The 22,606-nt window shown below is 40.9% G+C and carries 21 protein-coding genes; 13 read left to right on the top strand and 8 right to left on the bottom strand.

All coding sequences use genetic code 11. The features are described from left to right. The 8 genes from CWB85_RS08555 to CWB85_RS08590 all read left to right on the top strand — a co-directional run bounded on the left by CWB85_RS08555 (window position 1) and on the right by CWB85_RS08590 (window position 7,101). Entirely contained in the window at window positions 1–714 is a 714-nt protein-coding gene (locus CWB85_RS08555) for a YggS family pyridoxal phosphate-dependent enzyme (protein ID WP_138554634.1), read from the top strand. 15 nt (window positions 715–729) lie between these two features. Beyond that, a complete protein-coding gene (proC, locus tag CWB85_RS08560; protein ID WP_138554635.1) occupies window positions 730–1,551 on the top strand; it encodes a pyrroline-5-carboxylate reductase in 822 nt (273 codons plus the stop codon). Between the two features lie 49 nt (window positions 1,552–1,600). Next, window positions 1,601–2,134, top strand: coding sequence for a YggT family protein (locus CWB85_RS08565; RefSeq protein ID WP_016708195.1), 534 nt, complete (start codon window positions 1,601–1,603; stop codon window positions 2,132–2,134). 55 nt (window positions 2,135–2,189) lie between these two features. After that, the gene (locus CWB85_RS08570) at window positions 2,190–2,633 is read left to right on the top strand and encodes a DUF4426 domain-containing protein (RefSeq protein WP_016708196.1); all 444 of its coding nucleotides are present in this window, start codon (window positions 2,190–2,192) and stop codon (window positions 2,631–2,633) included. 3 nt (window positions 2,634–2,636) lie between these two features. Then, window positions 2,637–3,236 (top strand): XTP/dITP diphosphatase, encoded by a 600-nt coding sequence (locus tag CWB85_RS08575; RefSeq protein ID WP_016708197.1) that lies wholly within the window; start codon window positions 2,637–2,639, stop codon window positions 3,234–3,236. Next, a complete protein-coding gene (hemW, locus tag CWB85_RS08580; RefSeq protein ID WP_138554636.1) occupies window positions 3,233–4,369 on the top strand; it encodes a radical SAM family heme chaperone HemW in 1,137 nt (378 codons plus the stop codon). Before CWB85_RS08575 ends, hemW begins: the two co-directional genes overlap by 4 nt. 73 nt (window positions 4,370–4,442) lie before the next feature. Further along, entirely contained in the window at window positions 4,443–6,275 is a 1,833-nt protein-coding gene (locus tag CWB85_RS08585; protein WP_016708199.1) for a DUF885 domain-containing protein, read from the top strand. A gap of 130 nt (window positions 6,276–6,405) precedes the next feature. Continuing rightward, complete coding sequence (locus CWB85_RS08590; protein WP_138554637.1) at window positions 6,406–7,101, top strand: hypothetical protein; 696 nt, start codon at window positions 6,406–6,408, stop codon at window positions 7,099–7,101. A gap of 2 nt (window positions 7,102–7,103) precedes the next feature. Here the strand turns inward: CWB85_RS08590 and CWB85_RS08595 are convergent, their stop codons facing one another. Next, the gene (locus CWB85_RS08595; protein WP_016708201.1) at window positions 7,104–7,820 is read right to left on the bottom strand and encodes an SIMPL domain-containing protein; all 717 of its coding nucleotides are present in this window, start codon (window positions 7,818–7,820) and stop codon (window positions 7,104–7,106) included. A 171-nt stretch (window positions 7,821–7,991) separates the two neighbouring features. Here CWB85_RS08595 and CWB85_RS08600 point away from each other — a divergent pair, with 171 nt between their 5' ends. Continuing rightward, window positions 7,992–10,652 (top strand): bifunctional acetate--CoA ligase family protein/GNAT family N-acetyltransferase, encoded by a 2,661-nt coding sequence (locus CWB85_RS08600; protein WP_016708202.1) that lies wholly within the window; start codon window positions 7,992–7,994, stop codon window positions 10,650–10,652. A 14-nt stretch (window positions 10,653–10,666) separates the two neighbouring features. Next, a complete protein-coding gene (locus tag CWB85_RS08605; protein ID WP_138554638.1) occupies window positions 10,667–11,614 on the top strand; it encodes an ion transporter in 948 nt (315 codons plus the stop codon). 73 nt (window positions 11,615–11,687) lie between these two features. On the opposite strand, the gene CWB85_RS08610 is transcribed toward CWB85_RS08605, so the two are convergent. Genes CWB85_RS08610 through CWB85_RS08620 form a run of 3 tightly spaced genes read right to left on the bottom strand, consistent with a single transcriptional unit; the run spans window position 11,688 to window position 16,835 of the window. Then, window positions 11,688–16,199, bottom strand: coding sequence for an EAL domain-containing protein (locus tag CWB85_RS08610; protein ID WP_138554639.1), 4,512 nt, complete (start codon window positions 16,197–16,199; stop codon window positions 11,688–11,690). Window positions 16,200–16,227: 28 nt separating this feature from the next. After that, window positions 16,228–16,632: a GNAT family N-acetyltransferase gene (locus CWB85_RS08615; protein ID WP_016708205.1), complete on the bottom strand. Its 405-nt coding sequence runs from the start codon at window positions 16,630–16,632 to the stop codon at window positions 16,228–16,230. Further along, a complete protein-coding gene (locus CWB85_RS08620; RefSeq protein ID WP_016708206.1) occupies window positions 16,632–16,835 on the bottom strand; it encodes a DUF3283 family protein in 204 nt (67 codons plus the stop codon). The genes CWB85_RS08615 and CWB85_RS08620 overlap by 1 nt, the downstream gene beginning before the upstream one ends. A gap of 261 nt (window positions 16,836–17,096) precedes the next feature. Here CWB85_RS08620 and CWB85_RS08625 point away from each other — a divergent pair, with 261 nt between their 5' ends. Beyond that, on the top strand, window positions 17,097–17,792 hold the full coding sequence (locus tag CWB85_RS08625) for a transporter substrate-binding domain-containing protein (protein ID WP_029216103.1): 696 nt from the start codon (window positions 17,097–17,099) through the stop codon (window positions 17,790–17,792). Here the strand turns inward: CWB85_RS08625 and CWB85_RS08630 are convergent. The 4 genes from CWB85_RS08630 to zntR form a co-directional block, all read right to left on the bottom strand. After that, window positions 17,789–18,034 carry a DUF1289 domain-containing protein gene (locus CWB85_RS08630; protein WP_016708208.1) on the bottom strand — a complete coding sequence of 82 codons (246 nt, stop codon included), beginning with the start codon at window positions 18,032–18,034 and terminating at the stop codon, window positions 17,789–17,791. The two genes, CWB85_RS08625 and CWB85_RS08630, sit on opposite strands and share 4 nt — an antisense overlap. 111 nt (window positions 18,035–18,145) lie before the next feature. Then, window positions 18,146–19,279, bottom strand: coding sequence for a 1-acyl-sn-glycerol-3-phosphate acyltransferase (locus tag CWB85_RS08635; protein ID WP_138554640.1), 1,134 nt, complete (start codon window positions 19,277–19,279; stop codon window positions 18,146–18,148). A gap of 160 nt (window positions 19,280–19,439) precedes the next feature. Beyond that, the gene (locus tag CWB85_RS08640; RefSeq protein WP_138554641.1) at window positions 19,440–20,609 is read right to left on the bottom strand and encodes an SO_0444 family Cu/Zn efflux transporter; all 1,170 of its coding nucleotides are present in this window, start codon (window positions 20,607–20,609) and stop codon (window positions 19,440–19,442) included. Then, complete coding sequence (zntR, locus tag CWB85_RS08645; RefSeq protein WP_016708211.1) at window positions 20,593–21,006, bottom strand: Zn(2+)-responsive transcriptional regulator; 414 nt, start codon at window positions 21,004–21,006, stop codon at window positions 20,593–20,595. Before zntR ends, CWB85_RS08640 begins: the two co-directional genes overlap by 17 nt. A gap of 102 nt (window positions 21,007–21,108) precedes the next feature. Here zntR and CWB85_RS08650 point away from each other — a divergent pair, with 102 nt between their 5' ends. Next, window positions 21,109–22,053 carry a D-2-hydroxyacid dehydrogenase gene (locus CWB85_RS08650; protein ID WP_016708212.1) on the top strand — a complete coding sequence of 315 codons (945 nt, stop codon included), beginning with the start codon at window positions 21,109–21,111 and terminating at the stop codon, window positions 22,051–22,053. A gap of 164 nt (window positions 22,054–22,217) precedes the next feature. Beyond that, window positions 22,218–22,598 (top strand): DUF3192 domain-containing protein, encoded by a 381-nt coding sequence (locus CWB85_RS08655; protein ID WP_016708213.1) that lies wholly within the window; start codon window positions 22,218–22,220, stop codon window positions 22,596–22,598. The last annotated feature ends 8 nt before the right edge of the window (window positions 22,599–22,606 follow it).

Raw genomic sequence — 22,606 nt, forward strand, 5'->3', positions numbered from 1 at the left:
ATGACTCCACAACTAACTGATAATTATATGGTTACAATAGCAGAACGACTTAAATCCGCCTATGCTAGAATTGCCCTCGCGGCAAAAAAACATCATCGTAACGAAGGTGATGTTTGCTTGTTGGCTGTGTCGAAAACCAAGCCTGCTGATTTTATTTTAGCGGCTTATCAACAGGGCCACCGAGAATTTGGTGAATCATACGTCCAAGAAGCTGTAGATAAAATAACCCAACTAGCAAATTATAGCGATATAGTTTGGCATTTCATTGGCCCGATTCAATCAAATAAAACCGCGGCAGTGGCTGAACATTTTGACTGGGTACAGAGTATTGACCGTGAGAAAATAGCAAAACGTTTAAACAGACAAAGGCCAACAGATAAAGCCCCGTTAAAAGTACTGATCCAAGTGAATATTAGTTTAGAAGCGACTAAGTCAGGTTGCCAGCCAGCGCAACTCGATACCTTAGCTGAATGCATTCACCACTGCCCGAACTTAGAGTTACGTGGGCTGATGGCTATTCCAGCAAAAACAGACGACAAGCAGCAACAAATACAATATTTTGAGCAATTACGGGCTTGCTTTGATAGACTTAAAGCCCAATATCCTCAAATAGACACCGTATCGATGGGGATGAGTGGTGATGTAGAAGCTGCGATTGCAGCAGGCTCAACCATGGTACGCATCGGCACGGATATTTTTGGCCAACGAAGCTAAGGTGATAACTAAGATATGACAGATAAAACAATTGCATTCATAGGCACAGGTAATATGAGCTACGCCATTATTGGCGGCATGGTAAAAAAAGGCTTTGCTGCATCGAATATTATTGCAACAAACCGTAACCAAGAAAAACTCGCTAAGGTAGCAGCAGATTTCGGGGTTAAAACCACCGCAGATAACAACGCAGCACTGCGTGATGCCGATGTTATTGTGTTATCTGTAAAACCGCAAATGATGGGCGATTTATGCCAATCTTTTCAAGATTCTGGTATCGACTTTAGCGATAAGCTATTTATCTCTGTGGCAGCAGGCTTAACCGTTAAACGGTTACGTGAAATGCTTGGTCAAGACGTTAAAATGATCCGTTGTATGCCAAACACACCATCATTACTTGGTCGTGGTGTTTCAGGTTTATTTGGCGCAGGCGAAACTACGCAAGAGCACGAGTTTGTACAGCAAGTATTTGAATGTACGGGTATTGCTGTGTGGGTTGAGCAAGAATCCCAAATTAACGATGTTATTGCCGTAACGGGGTCATCACCGGCTTACTTTTTCTTATTTATGGAAGCTATCGAAGAAAAAGCCAAAGCGTTGGGCTTTAGTGATGAAGATGCACGTCGCTTAGTGCAGCAAACTGCACTAGGCGCAGCCGAAATGGCGGTATCGCAACCTGAAATCAGTATTTCACAGTTACGCGCTAATGTGACCTCAAAAGGCGGCACCACACACGCTGCAGTTGAGCATCTAAAAGCGCAAGGGCTAACTGGCACCGTCGCTGATGCAATGGATGCCTGTATCGCCCGTGCAGAACAAATGGAGCAAGAGCTTTAAAAGCGCTTAGCCCAATTTAATGTTTAAGGTTTTTTAATTAAGGTACGTTATGAACGCCATGCAATTTTTAATAAGCACATTATTCGATCTATTTTTAATGGTCGTATTGCTGCGCTTTTGGTTACAAGCCGCTAAAGCTGACTTTTACAATCCGTTGAGTCAGTTTGTAGTTAAAGCGACTTCATTTGCTGTAAACCCTCTACGTAAAATTATTCCAGGTTTAGGTGGCTTAGATTTAGCCTCATTATTGCTGGCGTTCATTGTCGCTGCGGCAAAAATTACTGCGTTGATCTTTTTAGTGGGCGCAACTTGGGAGGTGGGCTTTGTACTCTTTAATGCCCTAGTAACAGTAGTTAAAGAAGGTCTAAACTTGCTGTTTTGGGTGTTAGTTATCCGCGCCTTATTGAGCTGGGTTAGCCAAGGCAATAACCCTATCGAAGCTGTTTTCCACCAATTAACAGAGCCAATGCTTAGACCTATTCGTAAAGTATTACCGCCACTTGGTGGTTTAGATTTATCAATTTTAGTGCTAATTATTGCACTACAATTTGCCCAATTTTTGTTTATGGATTTAATCCGTTAATCTCATTCTTCACACCGAGGCCTATAAATTTAGGCCTCTTACTTAAGAGCTTCCTATGAAAAAAATAGTGAGTATTTTATTCTTTGCATTAGCTGGTATTACATTTAGCGCTCACAGTGAGAAAATGCAAGGTGCGCAATATAAAGAGCTTGGCCCATGGCAAGTGCACTATATTGCTTTCCCATCTACGTTTGTTCAACCACAAATAGCCAAAGCTTACGGTCTAGAGCGTAGTGGTTACAAAGGGATTGTTAATATTTCAATTTTGAAAAATAATGCCGATGCAACAGCGCAAACAGCCACTCTTAAAGGTACAGCTAGAAATTTACTCGGCAATAAACAAACCTTAGATTTTAAAGAAGTCATTGAAGGCGACTCGATTTACTATCTTGCACAAGTTGATTTTACCAATGAAGAAATTCTTCGCTTTGAAGTTGAAATACAACAAGCTAACCAATTTCAAAAGCTGCAATTCCAGCAAAAATTTTATGTAGATTAAACCATGAAAAAAACCTTAGTTTTAGCCACAGGTAACCAAGGAAAGGTCAATGAATTAGCACAGATGCTAAGCCCGCTTGAAATAAACGTCGTACCACAAAGCGATTTTAACGTGTCAGCAGTCGCCGAAACTGGCACCACCTTTGTTGAAAATGCCATTATTAAAGCCCGCCATGCAGCAAAAGAAACCGGCTTACCAGCCATAGCCGATGACTCCGGTTTAGAGGTAGATGGGTTAAACGGTGCACCGGGAGTTTACTCTGCACGTTTTGCTGGGGAACAAGCCAGCGATCAAGATAATATAGATAAACTATTAAACGAACTTGCTGATAACCCTAACCGCAGCGCACGATTTTGGTGTGTATTAGTATTAATGCGCCACGCCGATGACCCTACCCCACTAATTTGCAGTGCGAGCTGGGAAGGTCAGATAACACAAAGCCAAGACGGTCAAGGTGGCTTTGGTTATGATCCCGTATTTTATGTTCCAGAACTTAAGTGCACCAGCGCTCAGCTGACTAAAGAACAAAAAAATGCTGTTAGTCATCGTGGCACAGCATTACAGCGCTTACTAACTGAGCTTAAGCTCAAAGGCGGCCTGTGAATTTACCACCGTTAAGCTTATACGTGCACGTGCCTTGGTGCGTGCAAAAATGCCCTTATTGTGACTTTAATAGTCACGGTCAAAAAGGCGATATTCCTGAAAAGGAATATGTACAACATCTCATTGATGATTTAAAAACCGACTTACACTTAGTGCAAGGGCGAAAAATTCACTCCATCTTTATTGGTGGCGGCACACCTAGTCTATTAACAGGTGATGCCTATGTAACATTGCTAAGCGCTGTTGAGCAATTAATTGGTCTGAGTGAACACTGCGAAATTACCTTAGAGGCCAACCCCGGCACCGTGGAAACTGGCCGTTTTAAAGAATACGTCGCAGCGGGAATTAATCGTATCTCAATCGGTGTGCAAAGCATGCAAAACGATAAGCTCAAAGCATTAGGACGAATTCACGGTGCAGATGAAGCAACGTATGCCGCACAGCAAGCCCATGACGCGGGCCTAACGAGCTTTAACCTTGATTTGATGCACGGCTTGCCTGGCCAATCATTAGATGATGCGCTGAGTGATTTGAAAAAAGTGATAGCCTTAAATCCGCCTCATATCTCGTGGTATCAACTGACAATTGAAGCCAATACCCAATTTGCTTCTAAGCCACCGACTTTGCCAGCGGATGACATTTTGTGGGATATTCAGGAGCAAGGCCAAGCACTGCTTGCAGCAGCAGGCTACCAGCAATACGAAATATCAGGCTACGCAAAACCAGGTTACCAATGCCAACACAACCTAAATTATTGGCGCTTCGGCGACTATTTAGGCATAGGCTGTGGTGCCCATGCTAAGGTAACTGACGCTAAAACAGGCATCATTACCCGAACTGAAAAAGTAAAGCATCCACGCGGATATATGGATCTAGCGAAGCCCTATTTATTTAAACAATGGCGAGTTGAACAACAAGACTTACCGTTTGAATTTTTTATGAATCGCTTGCGGTTATTTGAACCATGCCCAATCAATGACTTTACTGCATTAACGCAATTACCACTGCAAAGCCAAGCCAAGGCACTACAACAAGCAGTAGCAAAGGGGTTGCTCATACAAACGGATAACCATTGGCAAGTAAGCCAAAAAGGTCATCGTTTTTTAAACGACCTGCTAGAATTATTTGTGTAATTACCTCTGGTGATTACTTCATTTTAATAATAACTAATAACCTGTAATGGTTTCTAACAACAAAAGGGAAAACATGCGTAAACTTACCTTTATCGCCGCCGCAGTGAGTATTGCACTGCTAGGTGGTTGCCAGCAAACACCTGAGCAATCAAGCACACCCGTTGTACAATCACAGCCTGTGCAAAGTGAAATAGACAAAGCCAATGCATTTTTCGAAGATACCTTCAACCGCGATGTAATGAGCAGCCCGGTTTACCAAACTTATATGGGTATCAAAAAAGATTATGACAAATGGGATGACGGCAGCGAAGCTCGCGTGCAAAAAGATCATCAACAAACCAAAGATGATTTAGTTGCCCTAAATGCGATTAACCGTGACTTGCTAGATGACACCACAAAAGTAAGTTATGACTTAAAAAAACAAGAGCTTGAAGAAAGCATCGCTGATTTTAAATGGCGTTACCACAACTACCCTGTAAACCAAATGTTTGGTACTCACTCGATGATCCCAGCATTTTTAATCAACCAACATCAAATTACTGATGTGGCTGATGCAAAAGCGTATATCTCACGTTTAAATGGTGTAACAACCGTAATAGATCAATTGATCAAAGACTTAGATGTACGTGCTGATAAAGGCATTATCGCCCCGAAGTTTGTGTTCCCACATGTGATTGATTCAAGCAAAAACATCATTCACGGTGCGCCGTTTGAAGCGGGTGAAGACTCAACTTTACTAGCTGACTTTAAACGTAAAGTTACAGCTCTTGAAATCGCTCAAGCTGATAAAGACGCGCTAATCACAGATGCTGAAAAAGCCCTAAAAGCCGCTGTTAAGCCATCTTATTCTAAGCTAATTAATTATTTAGCGCAGCTTGAAAAGCGTGCTGATGATCGCGATGGTGCCTGGAAGTTCCCTGACGGCGAAGCGTTTTATAATAATGCCTTAGCGCGTACTACCACCACAGATTTAACCGCGAAAGAAATTCACAGCATTGGTTTAGCTGAGGTTTCACGTATTCATGATGAAATGCGCGAGATCAAAGAAAAAGTCGGCTTTAAAGGCGATTTAAAAGCGTTTATGCAGTTTATGAAAACCGATAAGCAGTTTTACTTACCAAATACTGAAGCCGGTAAGCAGCAATACCTCGATGAAGCGACTGCACTGATCGACAACATGAAATCACGCTTAGACGAACTATTCATTGTAAAGCCAAAAGCAGACATGATTGTGAAGCGTGTCGAAGCATTCCGTGAAAAAGCAGCAGGTAAAGCATTTTATCAACAGCCTGCACCGGATGGCTCGCGCCCAGGTATTTACTACGCCAACCTTTATGATATGGAAGCAATGCCAACTTACCAAATGGAAGCGCTGGCTTACCACGAAGGTATTCCGGGTCACCACATGCAAATTGCCATTTCGCAAGAGCTTGAAGGCGTACCTAAGTTCCGTAAATTTGGTGGTTACACTGCCTACATTGAAGGCTGGGGTTTATACTCTGAATTACTACCAAAAGAAATGGGCTTATATGAAGACCCTTATTCTGACTTTGGTCGCTTATCAATGGAGCTATGGCGCGCATGTCGCTTAGTTGTAGATACCGGTATCCACGAAATGAAGTGGACTCGTCAACAAGGTATTGATTACTACGTAAATAACACACCAAATGCCACGTCAGACGGCGTTAAAATGGTGGAACGTCACATTGTAATGCCTTCGCAAGCAACGGCTTATAAAGTGGGCATGCTGAAGATTTTAGAACTAAGAGAAGCTGCGAAAGTGAAACTTGGTGATAAGTTTGATATTCGCCAATTCCACGATGTTGTACTTAAAAATGGCGCAGTGCCACTTAACGTACTTGAGAGCTTTGTTGATCAATGGGTTGAAAGTAAATTAGCCATGTAACCAGCTCGGCTATATAACGAATTCAAAGGTCGCACTCGCGGCCTTTTTTATTGCCCATATTATTGAGAAACACTTGACCAGTGAAGGCGTTAGGCTAGGATAGATTGATAAAACGAATAAGAGAGCAACAATGGACGCCTGTATTAACCAACTAAACCAACAAATGCAACAGCATCAGTTACCAGCCATTGTTGATTCATTTGTGCGCTTATCTGACACACAGCAAACGCTGCAATTACTGCATTTGTATGAAAGCGCCCAACGAATGAGCGTAAAATATGCTTACTTACAAAATATTGCCACACGGATACTAACCCAACACTCACTACCAACGGCCATGATAAACCAGTTAAATAACATTGATCTGCTAAGTTTTTTTACTCCAGGGTTAAAGTTTAATCATGGTTTTACGCAGCAAAACCAACAGCAAAAAAATGTCTTACACAGCTTATTCAGCGAATCTGATAATACTAAATTACCGTTTAATTATGTTCGTTCATTGATGCTCTTTGAAAGTAACGAAAATTTACTGCAAGCATTAGCACAAATTAATAATGTAGGGCTCACCCCAGTTGCAAGCTATATAGCAAGTAATCCTAATCAGCACTCTTTACCTAAACATGAATTTTCAGCGTTATTAGCATTAATGGAAGTTGAGCTAAAACAAAATAAAGGCAATATAAATACCGCCGCTTTCTTAAAAGCATTACTCACATTAAGCCATTCAATAACTGGGCAACTCAGCGAAGATAAAATACTCCTCTGCGGTGCTTACTTACGCTGTAAAACAGCGCAAGTTGAGCGCTACCTTGTACAAAATAAATGAAATTAATCTGACAAGTAATATTCTACACTGGTTACAACTCGTACTTTTTTTATTTGGGGGGTGTTTGAATCTCGGTCAATAATACTGAATTGCCCTTGTCTTGCAGTGCGGATTTTACCAAGCTTAGATTGTGAATCTTTGGCAAACTTAAGAGCAACTTCACGGGCTTTCTCAGTGGCCTCTTGCACCATTTCTGGCTTGATATCATTTAAGCCAGTAAACATGTATTCAACTCGGGTTTCATAATTATCTTGTACAATTGCAATACCTTGCTTTGCCAACTGCCCCACCTTTGTTAAAGCATTTTGTACTTTATCAGGTTGCTGTGAATACACAGTGATATTAGCACGGGCAATATAACGAAATTGCTGATTCTCAGCGCCATATTCGCGCGCTTGTTTATCAACGATTGATTGTTTACTCAAGCTTATTTCTTGATCATCAAAACCATGTAGCTTCAAAAAGGCGACTACGGCAGTGCTTTTTTGCTCAACCCGCTCAACCAGCTTTTCTAAATTATTATCTGCATCACTAAATTGCACAGGCCAGATAACGGTATCAGCTACAACTTCACGCTCAGCAAGTCCTTTAACTTCGACGGTGCGCTCCATATTTTTTACATCAAGTGCCGCTGATTTTAAAATCCAACCACAACCTAAAATAGCGATGCTTAATACGGCAGCGCCAAGTAATTGGTAATATCCATTTGGCTTATTCATTTACGTTCCTTTGATATTAATCATTAATTTATGGGTATATAGGCTCGAAAAATTGACCTAAACAGGTTACATTGAGCATATACCCAAACCACCTCAAGATGCGAGTGTCGTTAGCAAAAAGATTCTCTTGCATCACCTCGCAAGAAAACATACAACCAGCAAGGATAGGCCATGAGTGTAAAACGCATTAGTCAGTTTTTTAACCCTACATCAGTTGCCGTAATTGGTGCCTCTAATAATGTTTCTCGGGCAGGGTTTGTGGTAATGCGTAACTTATTACAAGGCGGATTTAACGGCCCGATAATGCCAGTAAGCCCAACACACAGCGCCGTACATGGCGTACTAGCCTACCCATCAATTGCTTCCCTACCGAAAGTTCCCGACCTTGCGGTGATCTGCACAAACAAGCACACATTGCAGACAATTATTGCTGAATTAGGTGAATTTGGTTGTAAAAATGCCGTAGTGATCGCGGCAGGACTTAATTATGAACAAAAAATAGCACTGCAAGATGCAGCAAAAAAAGCCAAAGTATCACTACTAGGCCCCAATTGTTTGGGTTTACTGATCCCCCATATTGGCCTTAATGCGAGCTTTTCTCACACTGTTGCTAGCGAAGGAAAAATAGCCTTTGTATCGCAATCAGCAGCGGTATGTTCAACCATTTTAGATTGGGCTAAAAATAAAGAAATTGGTTTTTCTTATTTTGTATCTATGGGAGATTGTTTAGATATTGATTTTGCTGAGTTGTTAGACTTTCTAGGTCGCGATGCCAAAACTAAAGCTATTTTGCTCTATATTGATAATATCGAAAACATACGAAACTTTATTTCCGCCGCTCGCGCTGCCGCGTTTAGTAAACCAGTGATCGCCATTAAAACCGGCAAAACAGCCGCAGGAGCACTCGCGGCAGAAATTCACACCGGCGGTAAGCAAAGTTCAGATGCCGTGTATGATGCGCTCTTTCAACGTGCGGGTATGCTGCGTGTAAATGACCTAACAGAGCTGTTCGCTGCCACACAAACCCTTGCAATGCACCCTAAACTATTAAAAGTTGAGCAACTGACTATTTTAACCAATGGCGGTGGCCCTGGTGTTATGGCCGTTGATAGCTTATTGCAAAGCTCCGGCAAACTTACACAGTTAAGCGAAGAAACACGTTGCGCATTAAACAAGGTGATCCCGCAATCTGATATGACCTCTAATCCGGTGGATATTTTTGGTGATTCAGCCCCTGCGCGCTACCAGCAAGCGCTAGAAATTTTACTGCACGCAAAAGAAGTGAAGAACTTACTGATCATTCACACGCCATCAGCGCTTGCCCCCAGTGAAGACTATGCGTTGATCATTGCACAGACGCTCAATAAGCTACCGAAAATGGCACGTCCTTATGTGATCACAAACTTTATGGGTGAAGATGCCGCCTATGCTGCACGTCGCTTGTGTAGTAACTACGGTATTCCGACTTATCGCACACCAGAGGGCGCCGTTCGTGCCTTTATGCACTTAGTCAGTTATCGCCGCAACCAAAAACACCTTACACAAACTCCGGAATCAAATACAGACGATGCAAAAATTAATAAACAAGCCGCAAAAGCCATCGTTAATGAATTTTTAGCAGAGCAGCAAAGCTACTTATCAACCCATCAAGCGAGTCAAATACTGGCTCACTACGGAGTTGAATGTATTCAAACTGAAGTAGCATACACACCAACAGAAGCGAAAGAGCAAGCTATCGAGTTAGGTTTTCCTGTTGCACTGAAACTGATAAGCCCTAGCATCCCATCTAAATCTGAAGTCGGTGGCGTAGTGCTTAACCTAAATGATGCCCAAGAAGTTGAGCAAACCGCCTTTGCAATGCTGTTACGGATTAAAAACACCTATCCCGACGCCATCATTGAAGGTTTTTCATTACAAAAAATGGCCCCCCGTGCAGGCGCAAATGAACTGCGTATCGCCATCAAAACAGAGCCAAATTTTGGCCCGGTTATTTTACTTGGGGAAGCCGGCACTGGCCTTGAATTTGCTCAAGCAGCGGTCGCTTTGCCGCCATTAAATATGAACTTAGCAAAATACTTAATTGCCGCAGCTCATGATAAAGGCGTACTCAAAGACCGAGTACTACCAGAAAAAGTCGATAAGTATCGCCTCTGTGCGCTACTGACCCGTATTTCGCAGTTAGTGATTGATCAACCGGATATCACTTCTGTAGAGCTAAACCCGATTTTAGCCAGTAACGGACAATTCTTAGTCCTCGATGCCACCATGACTTTAAGCCGCTACCAAATACAGTCGCACCGTAAGCGCTTATCAATCCGCCCTTATCCAATTGAATTGGTGAAGCAAGTAACGCTCAAAAATAATACTCAAGCGACACTACGACCCATAAAACCTGAAGATGAACAAGCCCATCAAGAGTTTGATCAATCACTTACAAAAGAAGATCGCTACAAACGTTTCTTTGGTGAGTTGCCACAATTTAACCATGATCAACTCGCGAAAATGACGCAGATTGATTACGATCGTGAAATGGCCTTTATTATCACGCAAGATAACGCAACGCTTGGTGTCTCTCGGGTATTAATGGATCCTGACAAACTCCATGCCGAATTTGCTATTGTGGTACGTTCAAACTGCCAAGGGCTTGGCTTAGGTGGTTTGTTAATGCGAGCAGCCATTGAGTATTGCCGCAGCCAAGGGGTACAATTTATTGAAGGTATCACCCTACCAGAAAACACCGGTATGATTGAATTAGCCCGTAAGTTAGGTTTTAAGATCAGTCGTGATTTTGAAGAAGGCAGCATTAACATGGTACTTAATCTCAATAAATAAACACGGATAAGAACTTGAAAAACTTACGACAACGCACAGCTTTACTACTCGAGGGCAATGGTGAATATCGCCAAATCGGCCACATCATCGACATATTTTTAATAACGCTGATAATGGTTAATGTGATTGCGATTGTCCTTGAATCTGTCGTTACACTAGCTCATCACTATAGACAGGCATTTTTAATACTCGAGATCGGCTCGGTGAGTATATTTGCTGTCGAATATTTATTACGTTTTTGGTCATGCGTTGACCGCGTAGAATACAAAAGCTTAGAGTGCAGTGACTTTAAACGCCGCTTAAAGTACTTAATTTCCCCGCTCGCTATCATAGATTTACTAGCTATTTTACCAACACTACTGATGATGTTTATCACGTTTGATTTACGTTTCTTAAGGGTATTTAGGCTGCTCAGGATCTTTAAACTGACCCGCTACTCACGGGCTATGCAGCTACTATTGCAATCATTCCGAGAAGAAAGTGGTTCACTTATCGCTGCATTTTTTATCATGGCTGTGGTGCTCATTTTAGCCTCTTGTGGCATTTATTTAATTGAACATGATGTTCAGCCAGATAAGTTTGGCTCCATTCCTGCGGCAATGTGGTGGGCAATGGCAACCCTAACAACGGTAGGCTACGGCGATGTTGTGCCCGTAACACCATTAGGCCGTATTTTTGGCGGTGTAATAACACTACTCAGTATGGGTATGGTGGCTATTCCGACAGGTTTACTTGCTTCAAGTTTCTCAGAGCAATTACGCAAACGTCGCGTACTTTTTTGTGATGCCGTGCATGAATGCCTTCATGACGGTAAGCTAGATGATGATCAGCTAGAGCATTTAGAACACTTACGTTGTAAGCTTGGCCTGAGTAAACAAGAAGCAAATAAAGCAATTAAATCTCAACTAAGTGCACGTACTAAAAATCTTTATTGCCGTCACTGTGGTGAACGCCAAGACTAGCAAAGCTTAAGTTCAAGCTTTGTCGCCAACACCACAATTAATTAGATTATGGTGTTGGTTCTCAACAAGGTTATTACTCTTCATTAAACAATGAACGCCAATCTTTGCTTAATAATGCACTTACATCATCACCTGGAATTGGTTTACTAAACAAGTATCCTTGAAATAAATTACAGCCTAAGTTGCGTAAAAAGGTCAGCTGTTGCGCCGTTTCAACCCCTTCAGCAACACATTCTTTACCTAAGCTTTTTGCTAATGCCAGCGTTGACTCAATAATCGCTTCATCATCGCTATCTATACCAATATCAGTCACAAAACTACGGTCAATTTTTAGCACATCGATAGGAAAACGCTTTAAATATGTTAAAGACGCATAGCCAGTACCAAAATCATCCATATATAAACGACAACCTAACTGCTTCAATTTCGACATACTCGCAAGAGCTTGTGAAGAATCATGCATCAACACGGACTCTGTAATTTCAAACACCACTGAGCTGGCCGACACATCTGCAGAGACCAATGCTGTGCGGATCTCTTCAACTAACGATTTATATTCAAAATCCAATGCCGAAAGATTAATAGATACATATAAGTCAGGTCTTTGCTGTTGCCACTGTTTCAGCTCTATCAATGCTCTAGCCAAGGTTTGCAGCATAATCTTGGTGATCAAACCGACACTCTCTGCCGCAAGTGCAAACTCTTGTGGTTTATAAGTGGTGTTTTCCGGCCAACGCAGCAATACTTCAAGCCCATCTGCTTGGTGAGTTTTAGCATTAACAATGACTTGGTAATGATTACAAAATTCGCAGTTCTGATAAGCTTGGGTTAATTGCGATTCCAAGTGTAAGGCGCGCTGCACATGTTGATTCATTTCTTGCTTGTAAAATTGATAACAGCCTTCCAAGCTCTTTTTAGAATGATAAAGTGCTATATCAGCGGCTTTTATTAAATCCTTCGCATTGAGCGCATCATCGGGAGCCATAGCAACACCAATGCTTAAACTGATACTAATGGCCTGATCATGAATGATAATATTGTCATTCATACTAGCCATCAATTTAACACATAATAAAACCACCTCTTCGATTTGTTGAATACCTTCGACTAGCAGCATAAATTCGTCGCCACTGAAACGAGCAACACTATCTTTGGCTTGCAAACGCGATTTCAACCTTAGAGCCACTGCTTTTATGATCTCATCAGCAGCTTCATGCCCTAGCGAATCATTAAAATATTTAAAGCGCTTAATATTAATATTAAGCAGTGCAGCTTTTGTATTTTGGGCTTTGGCTTGCTCAAGCGCATGCTCAACTCGGTCATTAAATAAAGTGCGATTTGGTAAGCCGGTTAAGCTGTCGTAATTTGCTAATACAAACAATTCATTCTCTGCCAGCTTTTGCGCATTTATATCAGTTAAAATCACAACGTAACTTTCTAAGCGTTGCTCAGAATCAGCAACGGCACTCACCTTGATCAACACATGGCGCGGCTCGCCATTGGCAAGATATACGGTATCTTCAGCAGAAAAATGCTCACCGACTTGTAATTCTTTCATAACCCGTAAGTAATTAACGCGAACACTGCGGCTTAGCCCTAAATGTAATGAACAACTAGAACGATACTCAACCGGGAAATCAAATGCACTTTGTAATGCTTTGTTGGTCGCTAAAATTCGTAAACTTTTATCTAAAATAAATACCCAGTCGCGGGTTTGCTCAAACGCAGCACCAAATAAGCGCGCACGCTCTTCAAACACTAATTCACGTGTCATATTAGTGTAAGTGCCAGCTACTTTGTCCGGTGTAGTACCTTGCCACGCAACGACTTTGCCAAAATCTTTATACCAGCGCCAATGCCCTGATTTATGACGTAGTCGATAAGTACAATTAAAGTACCCCTTTTCTGTTGATAAAAACTCTAACCACTCGATACGAAAATTTTGTTTATCTTTAGGATGAATTTTAGCTAAATAATCATCCAAATTAACCGATTCAACATCATAGCCGAGTTCATTTTTAAGCCGTGGTTGATAAATGATTGGACTGCTGGAATGCCAGTCCCATACCCCTGAACGACTCCCCTCTAAGGCTAGCTTTAAGCGCGCTTCACTTTCTTGACTTTCTCTATGAGCTGCAAGCAATAGCTGCTGGATCCGGTTACGACGCATAACCCAACTGGCAATTAAGACAAAAAACACTACCGCATAAAGCACCATAAATTGAGGTGCTCGCCATAGTGGATACTTAACCACAATATCCAGCACGGCCGGTGCAGTGTAATCTCCAGTCATTGGATCTGTCGCCCAAACTTTTAATTGATATCGACCGGGATTTAATTTTGGAAACAGCACTCGATTATTATTACGAGTGTAAGACTTCTGCCCATCTGAGAGTTGGTATTCGTAAATAATACGTTCTTGATAGTTAAATGCCATCGCCGAAAAAGCCACTTCAAGACCAATATCATCATGTTCTAAAACAATTTTTTTGATCGGTTGTTTGAGATCAGTCGACAATTCACGCGACATTAAATCAATACTGGTGATATTAACGTGATCAATTAAGCCATGTTTGGGGTGATTATCATTTGGATAAAAGTACGTAAACCCCTTTAATGTGCCATACACTATTTGTCCGGTTTTTAAACGCGTAACTGCACCACTGTTAAACTCTGTAGAGGCCAAGCCTTCTGAAGTCGTAAATTGTTGAAAGTGCTTATTCTCAGGGTTTAGTCGCCAAATACCTTTATGACTACTCATCCAAATCATGCCCGTATCATCTAATACCATGTCATACATTAAAGTGCCGAGCTTATTTTTATCTAAGTCGATGGTATAAAGTAACTGGTAGGTCGTTGCATCGAGGCCAATTAGCCCAAAGTTAGATAAGCTGATCCACAGCACATTATTATTATCAACAACATAAGACATCACGTTCACAGCAAGATTTTCATGCTGCTCAGGAACAGTATAAATTTTTGTCAAAGCAAACGTATTTGGATCAACCTGATATAACACCCCAGCATTAAAAAACAGCGGTGATTCAGGTTTGGTAGATAATGGCGGAAAGAAACCGTAAGCCAAAAACGGTTCAAAACTTTCAAACTCACCACCTAAAGGAGTTATTATTTGACTATCAACATTATAAACAAACATGCCATGATCGGAATGAACATAAAATAAGTCACCAGTGGGCATTAAGGTGGAACCATGTACCCAGCCTGTGATCAGATGTTGTTGACTAGGATCGGCCGTTTTAGCAGGAAAAACTTCATGACTCTGCGGATCAAAGCTGAATATACCGCGATTAGTATGCAGCCATAGCCTATTCTTGTAGGGAGTGATTTTATAAACATTAAACTCAGTGGTAAATAAATCTGCTAAATAGTCTTTTAAAAATACCTGTCCTTGATTAGTTTTTAAATCAACTGCAGTTAAGCCATTATGAGTCGCTAACCAGAGCTTGTTTTCAAACTCGGTTATCCCCCAAATAGAAGGATGTGACAGCCCATCACCAGTCAGCATACTGGCATTCACATTTTCAAAATGATAATTGTCATAAGGTAAATAAAATGCCCCATCACTTTTTGTGGCAGCCCACATAGCACCATTTTTATCTTTTACGATATCGAGAATACTTGAATCTGAAAGTGAGTATTTACTTTCTTCTAGCCTTTTGTTTTTAATGAGTTCGCCAGTAGTTAAATTTAATTTGAATAAACCCTTATCTGTACCAAGTTCAAGAGTGCCGTGTTCATTAATTATTTTCCAAACATTAAGATCGGCAAGAATAGTTTTATTTGTAAAAGGGATATCTGGGCGTTCAAACATAGTAGGTAAATCACTAATATCAACTTGATACAAGCCGCGTACTGCCCCCACATACAATTGTTCATTTTCGCCAATGGCTAGTGACTTTACATAATTTTGATAGGCATGCTCAGGCTCTTTACTTAAGTGCTCTAACTTTCGATATTGCCCCGTCGAGATATGATAAACATAAGCACCGCTACTGGCCGCGATAAAAATATAATCTTTATAATGTAATAAATTACGGATCATTGTACCGCGAGTACGCTCTTCGGGTAATTCAAAGATTGTTTCAATCTGCCCCGTGGCTAAATCAAGACGAGCAAAATCCCAGCCCCGTCCTATCCATAATGACTTGTCATCAGTTGCGAGCATAGTAAATACAGACTGACTTAAGACTTGCTCTTCACTTATAGGTTTTGATAGAAACTGCTGGTAACTATCAGTACTAGGATCATAACGAAACAGCCCAGCAACTAATGAAGAAATCCAAATATAACCTGCAGGGTCTTGATAAATAACATCAATTATCGCTTCATCTAACTCGCCATTAGGCCCCGCTATGTGCACAACTTGATAGCCGTCGTAACGATTCAAGCCACCTTCTGTCGCGAGCCATAAATAGCCACTGTTATCGATTAGCATATTACTTACATAGCTTTGTGACAAACCTTCACTGGGCGATAAACGTTTTACCTGTGCTAAAGAAAATTGGCTAGCAACTGCACAGGCGGCTAACCAACATAAAATACAAGCCTTAAACCATTTAGCCATTTAAATTTCCACGTCTTTGTTGAACAAATTAATACTGCATGGCCACTATTTTGCGTTGTTGATAAACAGCAAACAATGTATCCAAAGGTGTTGGTAATGTTAGCACAAAGTTAAAGCCTATTGATTGATAAAAATCAGCTAATTCTACGTAAGCAAACGTATAAACGAGTGAGTTTTGATTAGACAAGACATGCTTTAGTAGTTGCTTTGCGAGCCCTTGACGGCGTCTATTTGGTGCAACCAGCACAGTTGATAAGAATAAATAACCGTCACGATGTTGAATTCGACATGCAGCGACAATAATCAAGTCATGGTAGGCAACCCATACTTGATCACCTTTGGTTGCTCGGCCACGGGCATTATATTGACTGTAAAACTTATTAACTAAGGGTGTTTTAATCGCCTCTAAACGCTCAAAACGTAGAGTGTCCATCAACTTTGCATCGTTGCTAAATACTGTTCAAACTGTTGTTTTAAAAACATTTGCTCTGCAACCGGACGGTTATGAATAGTATTATATATTTGCTCACGAGTAGTTTTACCACGCTTTATTTGATAAGCCCAAAATGACGCCTCGTAATCGAGCTGTATTTGATATTTTTGCTCACGCGGCAGTAAACATAAATTAAACGACATAAATTACCTGTTATCACTGTTCATATTAATACCTAAAGTATAACAAACAACTATACCCAAACCACCTTAAGATGTGAGCGCCGTTGGAATAAAAGGCAATTTAGGCAAGATGCAAAGTTACGCCTTGATATTAAGCCCTGTGAAACGCAGAATTCTGCATCCAGGGGGGGTGGGTATAAATAAAAGAGTCTCGGCTAAACTTGCGCTTTTTAGCTTTTAAACGTAGATTGAAGGCGTTTTTCGTCCCAATATGGAAACGATGTGATTAAATATTTCTTCCAATACATCATAGTATGCAGTTTGCTTGCACCATTTGGTAGTGTTGCAAAAAACCAACATATGCTATTTAATCGCCCGGCAGACACGCCGCAAGCCAGCTATGTTATTGAGTTAATGACCCTTGCTTATAACGAACTTGGTTATGAAGTACATATTATTGACTTTAACCACCAAAGCGCTTTATCTGCTGCCAATAATGGTACTCTTGATGGTCAATTAGGGCGCGTTTCAACAATCAGCCAACAATACACAAACTTACATGCAGTAAACTTCCCACTGTTTGAATTTAATCTAGTACTTTTAAAAAACTGCCAGCAATGTACATTTGAACAAATTAACAGTATCGCCATTCAAGTTGGCTACCCTGCAGCACAAAATTACTTAGACGAGCACCCATTTATGGGGGATATAATTAAAGTGAAAAGTGTTACTGCACAGCTCAATCTACTCACTCAACAAAAAGTACAAGGGGTATTACTGCTCGATTTTTTATTATCGACGAAGCACCCTCAGTTTGATGTTAATAAATTTCAAATTGAGCTACTTGCGCCGATCCAAAGCTTTCACTTTTTGCATTCTCGCCATCGTGCGTTAATACCTAAACTCGAAGAACAACTGCATAAACTAAATGAAAACGGCACCATCAGATTGCTCAAAGCTAAATATAATCTTGATTAGAAACCAAAATCTTCCTGCTTAGGTGAAGCGGCTTGTTCAGTAAGCGCTCTGCGTTTTTGTAAGTAACGCTTATAGCGCTGTTGGCATAAACTGATGACATGTTTTTTTTCAACATTTGAAAATGAATTCCAGCCAAACCGTTCTTCGCGGCTGCGATAGCAGCCTTTGCAATAGCCGCGGTTATTCACCTCACAAATGCCTTTGCAAGGGCTTGGAATTTCAAAAATTTCAATTTGTTGCATAGCCAGCATCAGTCAATAAAGCGTGTTTTGAGTATAGCCCGTTTTTTAAACGAAAAAAAACCGTAACTTAATTACGGTTTTAAATCTATTGAACCTGAACCTTGATTAATTTTATTGTTCGTGTTCTTTACTGTTGTACTCAGCTTTACGATGAAAAGGCTTTGCATACATAGCTAACACCAAGGGCTTTAACTCATCCGGGACACGCGCCATGCGTTGCTCAAATGACTGTGCGTCTGCTTTATCAATGACAGCTTGCTTACAACCACCGGCAATATAATTACCTGGGTGTAAAAAGAATGAGTCAATGATTTGTTCATCGATGGTTTTTGCTAACTGTTCAGGCGACTCACAGCCTGTTTCAATTGGCTGGCCAAACGCTAAATGAACATGTCCTTTGGCGGCACTAAAGCCTTCAACAATACTGGCAATATCTTCACCAGCCGATTTTACATACTGACCATGATGTTGCCTATGGTACAACTCCTTCGCTTTCGCAATTGCACACGGCTCATATTGATAAGAAATTGATACCGGCACAATTTTTAGCTCACGTACGTATTCAGAAAACTCTTTCTTTTGTTTGCGGCCATTTAATTGCAACATTTTCAGTAACGCTGGATCGGTTTGATCAAAACCATCTTTTGCACGACCTTCTTTTTGCGCAATCCAAATAGAATGACCACCAGCAAGTGAATCATAGATATACGCTGAAAGTTGTGATAATGCTTTGAGCATCTCTTTAGGTGCTTTAGCTGAGCGCTTAACAATAAAACTCTTATTAAGACGCATTAACTCCGTAATATAAGGGATCTGCAGTAGGTTATCGCCTATAGCGATACGCACTGTTTTCATATTATGGCTAAACAATCCCCAATTCACTAATGCAGGATCAAGTACGATATCGCGATGATTTGAGATAAATAAATACGCTTGTTTTGGATCCAGTTGCTCTAACCCAGAAAAAGTAACTTCTGAGGTAGTGCGCTTCACTAATAATGCTAAATACTTGGCCACCTCTTGCTGTACTTGTTCAACAGAGTTAACAGCCCCCCATTTTTTTTGTAGTTGGCGGCGAACTAAAAAACGCGCAAAAAATGGCACCGAGGATATAAAGCGCGGCAAATTATATTTTGCTAATACATCAATAAATGCGTTATCTGCAATCAAACGAGCAACTGAGTCAGCTACTTCGTCGTCGTTGTAAGGTCTTATATCGGCGTACTTATCCACTAATTCACTCATTACTGCTTCTATAAAGTTAAAAAAACGGCACGTAAAATACGTACCGTTTATATTATGCTCCCGATTATAACTCAGGCAAACTAAAATGCGAACTAACTCACACTATTGCATTTTAGTGCAAACTGAGATGCGCTCTTGAAAGTACTTATAGAACACTTAATTACGCAATGCTCTTACCAGTTACTTGACGTTTTTTTTGCCATGCTATCGCAACTAGACGCAACATCAGTATGATTAAAATTACTCCGCAAATAAAACTTAACCAGTGTGGCAACACTTCATGTTCTTCACCTAATAATGGGGTAACAACAAAACCAAACTCAGTTACTAAATAATCAGTTAAAAAACCAAAGCATAATGCAACACCGATGACGCCAGTTAAATAAGCCGCAACAGCACGTTTACCAAGCTCATTAGCCACAACACCTAAAGTAGCAATATTTGTGGCTGGTCCTGCAAGCATAAACACTAATACAGCCCCTGGCGATACCCCACTCAATAACAAACCAGCCGCAATAGGCGTCGATGCTGTGGCACAAATATACATAGGAATACTGATCAATATCACCACTAACATAGCGAGAATACCGCTACCCCACTGTGTTAAAAAGGATTCTGGCACATATGTTTGTACTAATGCCGCAAAAAATAAACCAATCATTAACCACACCATAGTATCGGATAATAGCTTGTTACAGCTAAAGCTCAGTGCTTGGCGCATCTTTTGCCATTGGCTTGGCGCTGCAACGCTTGATGTATCGCAACAACTGGTTTCAGCTGTAGGCGCTGCCGGTTTTGACGCGCAACAACTACTTTTAATTTCTGGATCTACCTGTTTAGGTGCGCAGCAACTTGCTTTAGTTTCTGACGCTGCTGCTTTCGCGGTGCAGCAACTGCTTTTAACTTCAGGCTCTAATTCTAGGTGCTGCTTATCAGTGTCACGCCCTACTAACACACCTGCCACAATGGCACTGCATATTGCGGCTATGGGGCGGATAATCGCCATAAATGGGCCTAATAACACATACGATACTGACACCGAATCAACCCCTGTTTCAGGCGTTGAAACTAAAAACGCCGTCGTAGCACTTTTTGAAGCGCCTGCTCGCCTGAGACCTATCGCCGCAGGAATAACACCACACGAACATAAAGGCATTGGTGCGCCAATTAAAGCCGCTTTTACTGTGGTCCAAAAACCTTCTTTACCTAAATGGGTATTTAAGAAATTTGCCGGTAAATACACATTTAATATCCCAGCAATGAGCAAGCCAAGCATTAGCCAAGGAGCTGATAATAGAAATAGCTGCCAAAAATTATTGAGTAAGTCCATCTATGTCCTCCAACGTGGTTAATATCGAACAGTTATCGGCAGGCTCTTCACCGCCGCAGCACCTGTCAGCCAGTATCGATAATGATTTATGAAAGCGTGTTAATTCAGCAATACGTTTTGCGACTAAATCACGTTTTTGAATTGTTAAATTTTTCACTTCATGGCATGAGTGCTGGTGCTTTTTAAACTTAATTTGCAATAATTCTTTGATCTCTGACAAACTAAAACCAACATTCTTAGCGCGTAAAATAAACTCCATTTGTTTTAATGCGGTTTCATCGTAATCACGGTAACCTGCCCCAGTTCGACTCGATGGCGTTAACAAATTATGTTTTTCATAGTATCTTAGGGTATCTGTAGAGACACCTAATTGATTAGCAAACTCACCTATTTTCACCTGTGTCTCCAATAAGAGTTTTAGCAACTGATGCCTAGTATAAACCTTAGAGTACACACCAAGGTCAAGCATTAAAATCATTTTATTTAATAAGGAAAGCGCATGAATATTACCCTTCTCGATACTGCCACATTAGCAGGCACATCACTTGAGCCTTTTCAAACGCTTGGTAATTTCACCAGCTATCCGCTAACTAGCCCTGAACAAGTATTAGCTCACAGTAGCGGAGCTCAGGTGTTGATCACCAATAAAGTGGTGCTTAATCGTGAAACGCTGGCAAAACTTCCAGAGTTGAAGCTTATCTGTGTAGCTGCAACTGGCACTAACAATGTTGATTTAGCAGCCGCTAAAGAGTTTGGTATTGCTGTGACTAATGTTGCGGGCTACTCAACGCCTTCGGTTGTTCAACATACTTTTGCGTTGATCACCAACTTACTCGGTAACACCCACCGCTATATTGCTGACTGTCAACAAGGTCTTTGGCAACAAAGCGACATGTTCTGTCGTTTGGATTATAGCTTTAATGATATTGGCGATAAAACCTTCGCTATTATCGGTTATGGCTCGCTTGGCAAAGCCGTTGCTGATGTTGCAAAGGCGTTTGGTGCAAATGTGATCATCAGTGAGCGCAAAGGTGATAAGCCAAGAGAAGGCCGCACGGAGTTTTATCAGGCAATAAAGAATGCAGATATTATCAGTATTCATTGTCCATTAACGGATGAAAGCCGAGATCTAATTGGCAGCGAAGAGCTGGCAATGATGAAACCAAGCGCCATTTTAATTAACACTGCCCGCGGTGGGATTGTTAATGAAGCACAGTTAGCACAGGCATTAACTAATAAACAAATAGCAGGAGCTGGATTTGATGTATTAACCAAAGAGCCTGCGGCAGAGAATAACCCATTAGCCGTTTATCGTGGCGACAACTTAATTTTAACTCCCCATATAGCATGGGCAAGCGAGGAGTCAATTATTCGCTTAGTGAAACAGGTGAGCCTAAATATCAGTGCATTTAGTCAAGGCGAAAGCTTAAATAGGTTGGTGTAATAAACTAAATTTTAGCCTTTAACACTATGCAAGGTGGTTAAATACAGTTTTCCACCTTGCAAAAAAATAAATAACCATATGATTTTTAATAAGTAAAAATATTGGCAGATTCTTTGCTACTAAATAAAAAATTAATAAACACTATTTAGTATCAGGATAAAATAATGAAAAAAGTACTTTTAATTGCCGCACTAACAGCTCCTTTTTTAACCGGCTGCGTGATTGCCGTATCAGACGGCGAAGCAGAAAGTCATTGGGCCGGTAATAATTCAAGCTGGGAAAAACATCATCAAGCGAATCGTGAAAAAATTGCATCACTAGCGTTAGATACCAGCTATCAGAGTGTTTTAAGCCAATTAAAAACCCCTGAATTTACAGAGTTATTAAAAAAAGAAGATGATGTATACCAAGTATTATTCTATGCAACGCACAGCATCCACTCTGACGGAAAAATGACAAAAGATGAATGTACGCCACTTGTCTTTAAAAACGACAAGTTAATTGGTGTGGGTGATAGTATTTATAATTCTCTTAACGCTATTTAAGCTCAAAT

The organism is Pseudoalteromonas sp. S1727 (assembly GCF_005886375.1).
Taxonomy (GTDB): Bacteria; Pseudomonadota; Gammaproteobacteria; order Enterobacterales; family Alteromonadaceae; genus Pseudoalteromonas; species Pseudoalteromonas haloplanktis.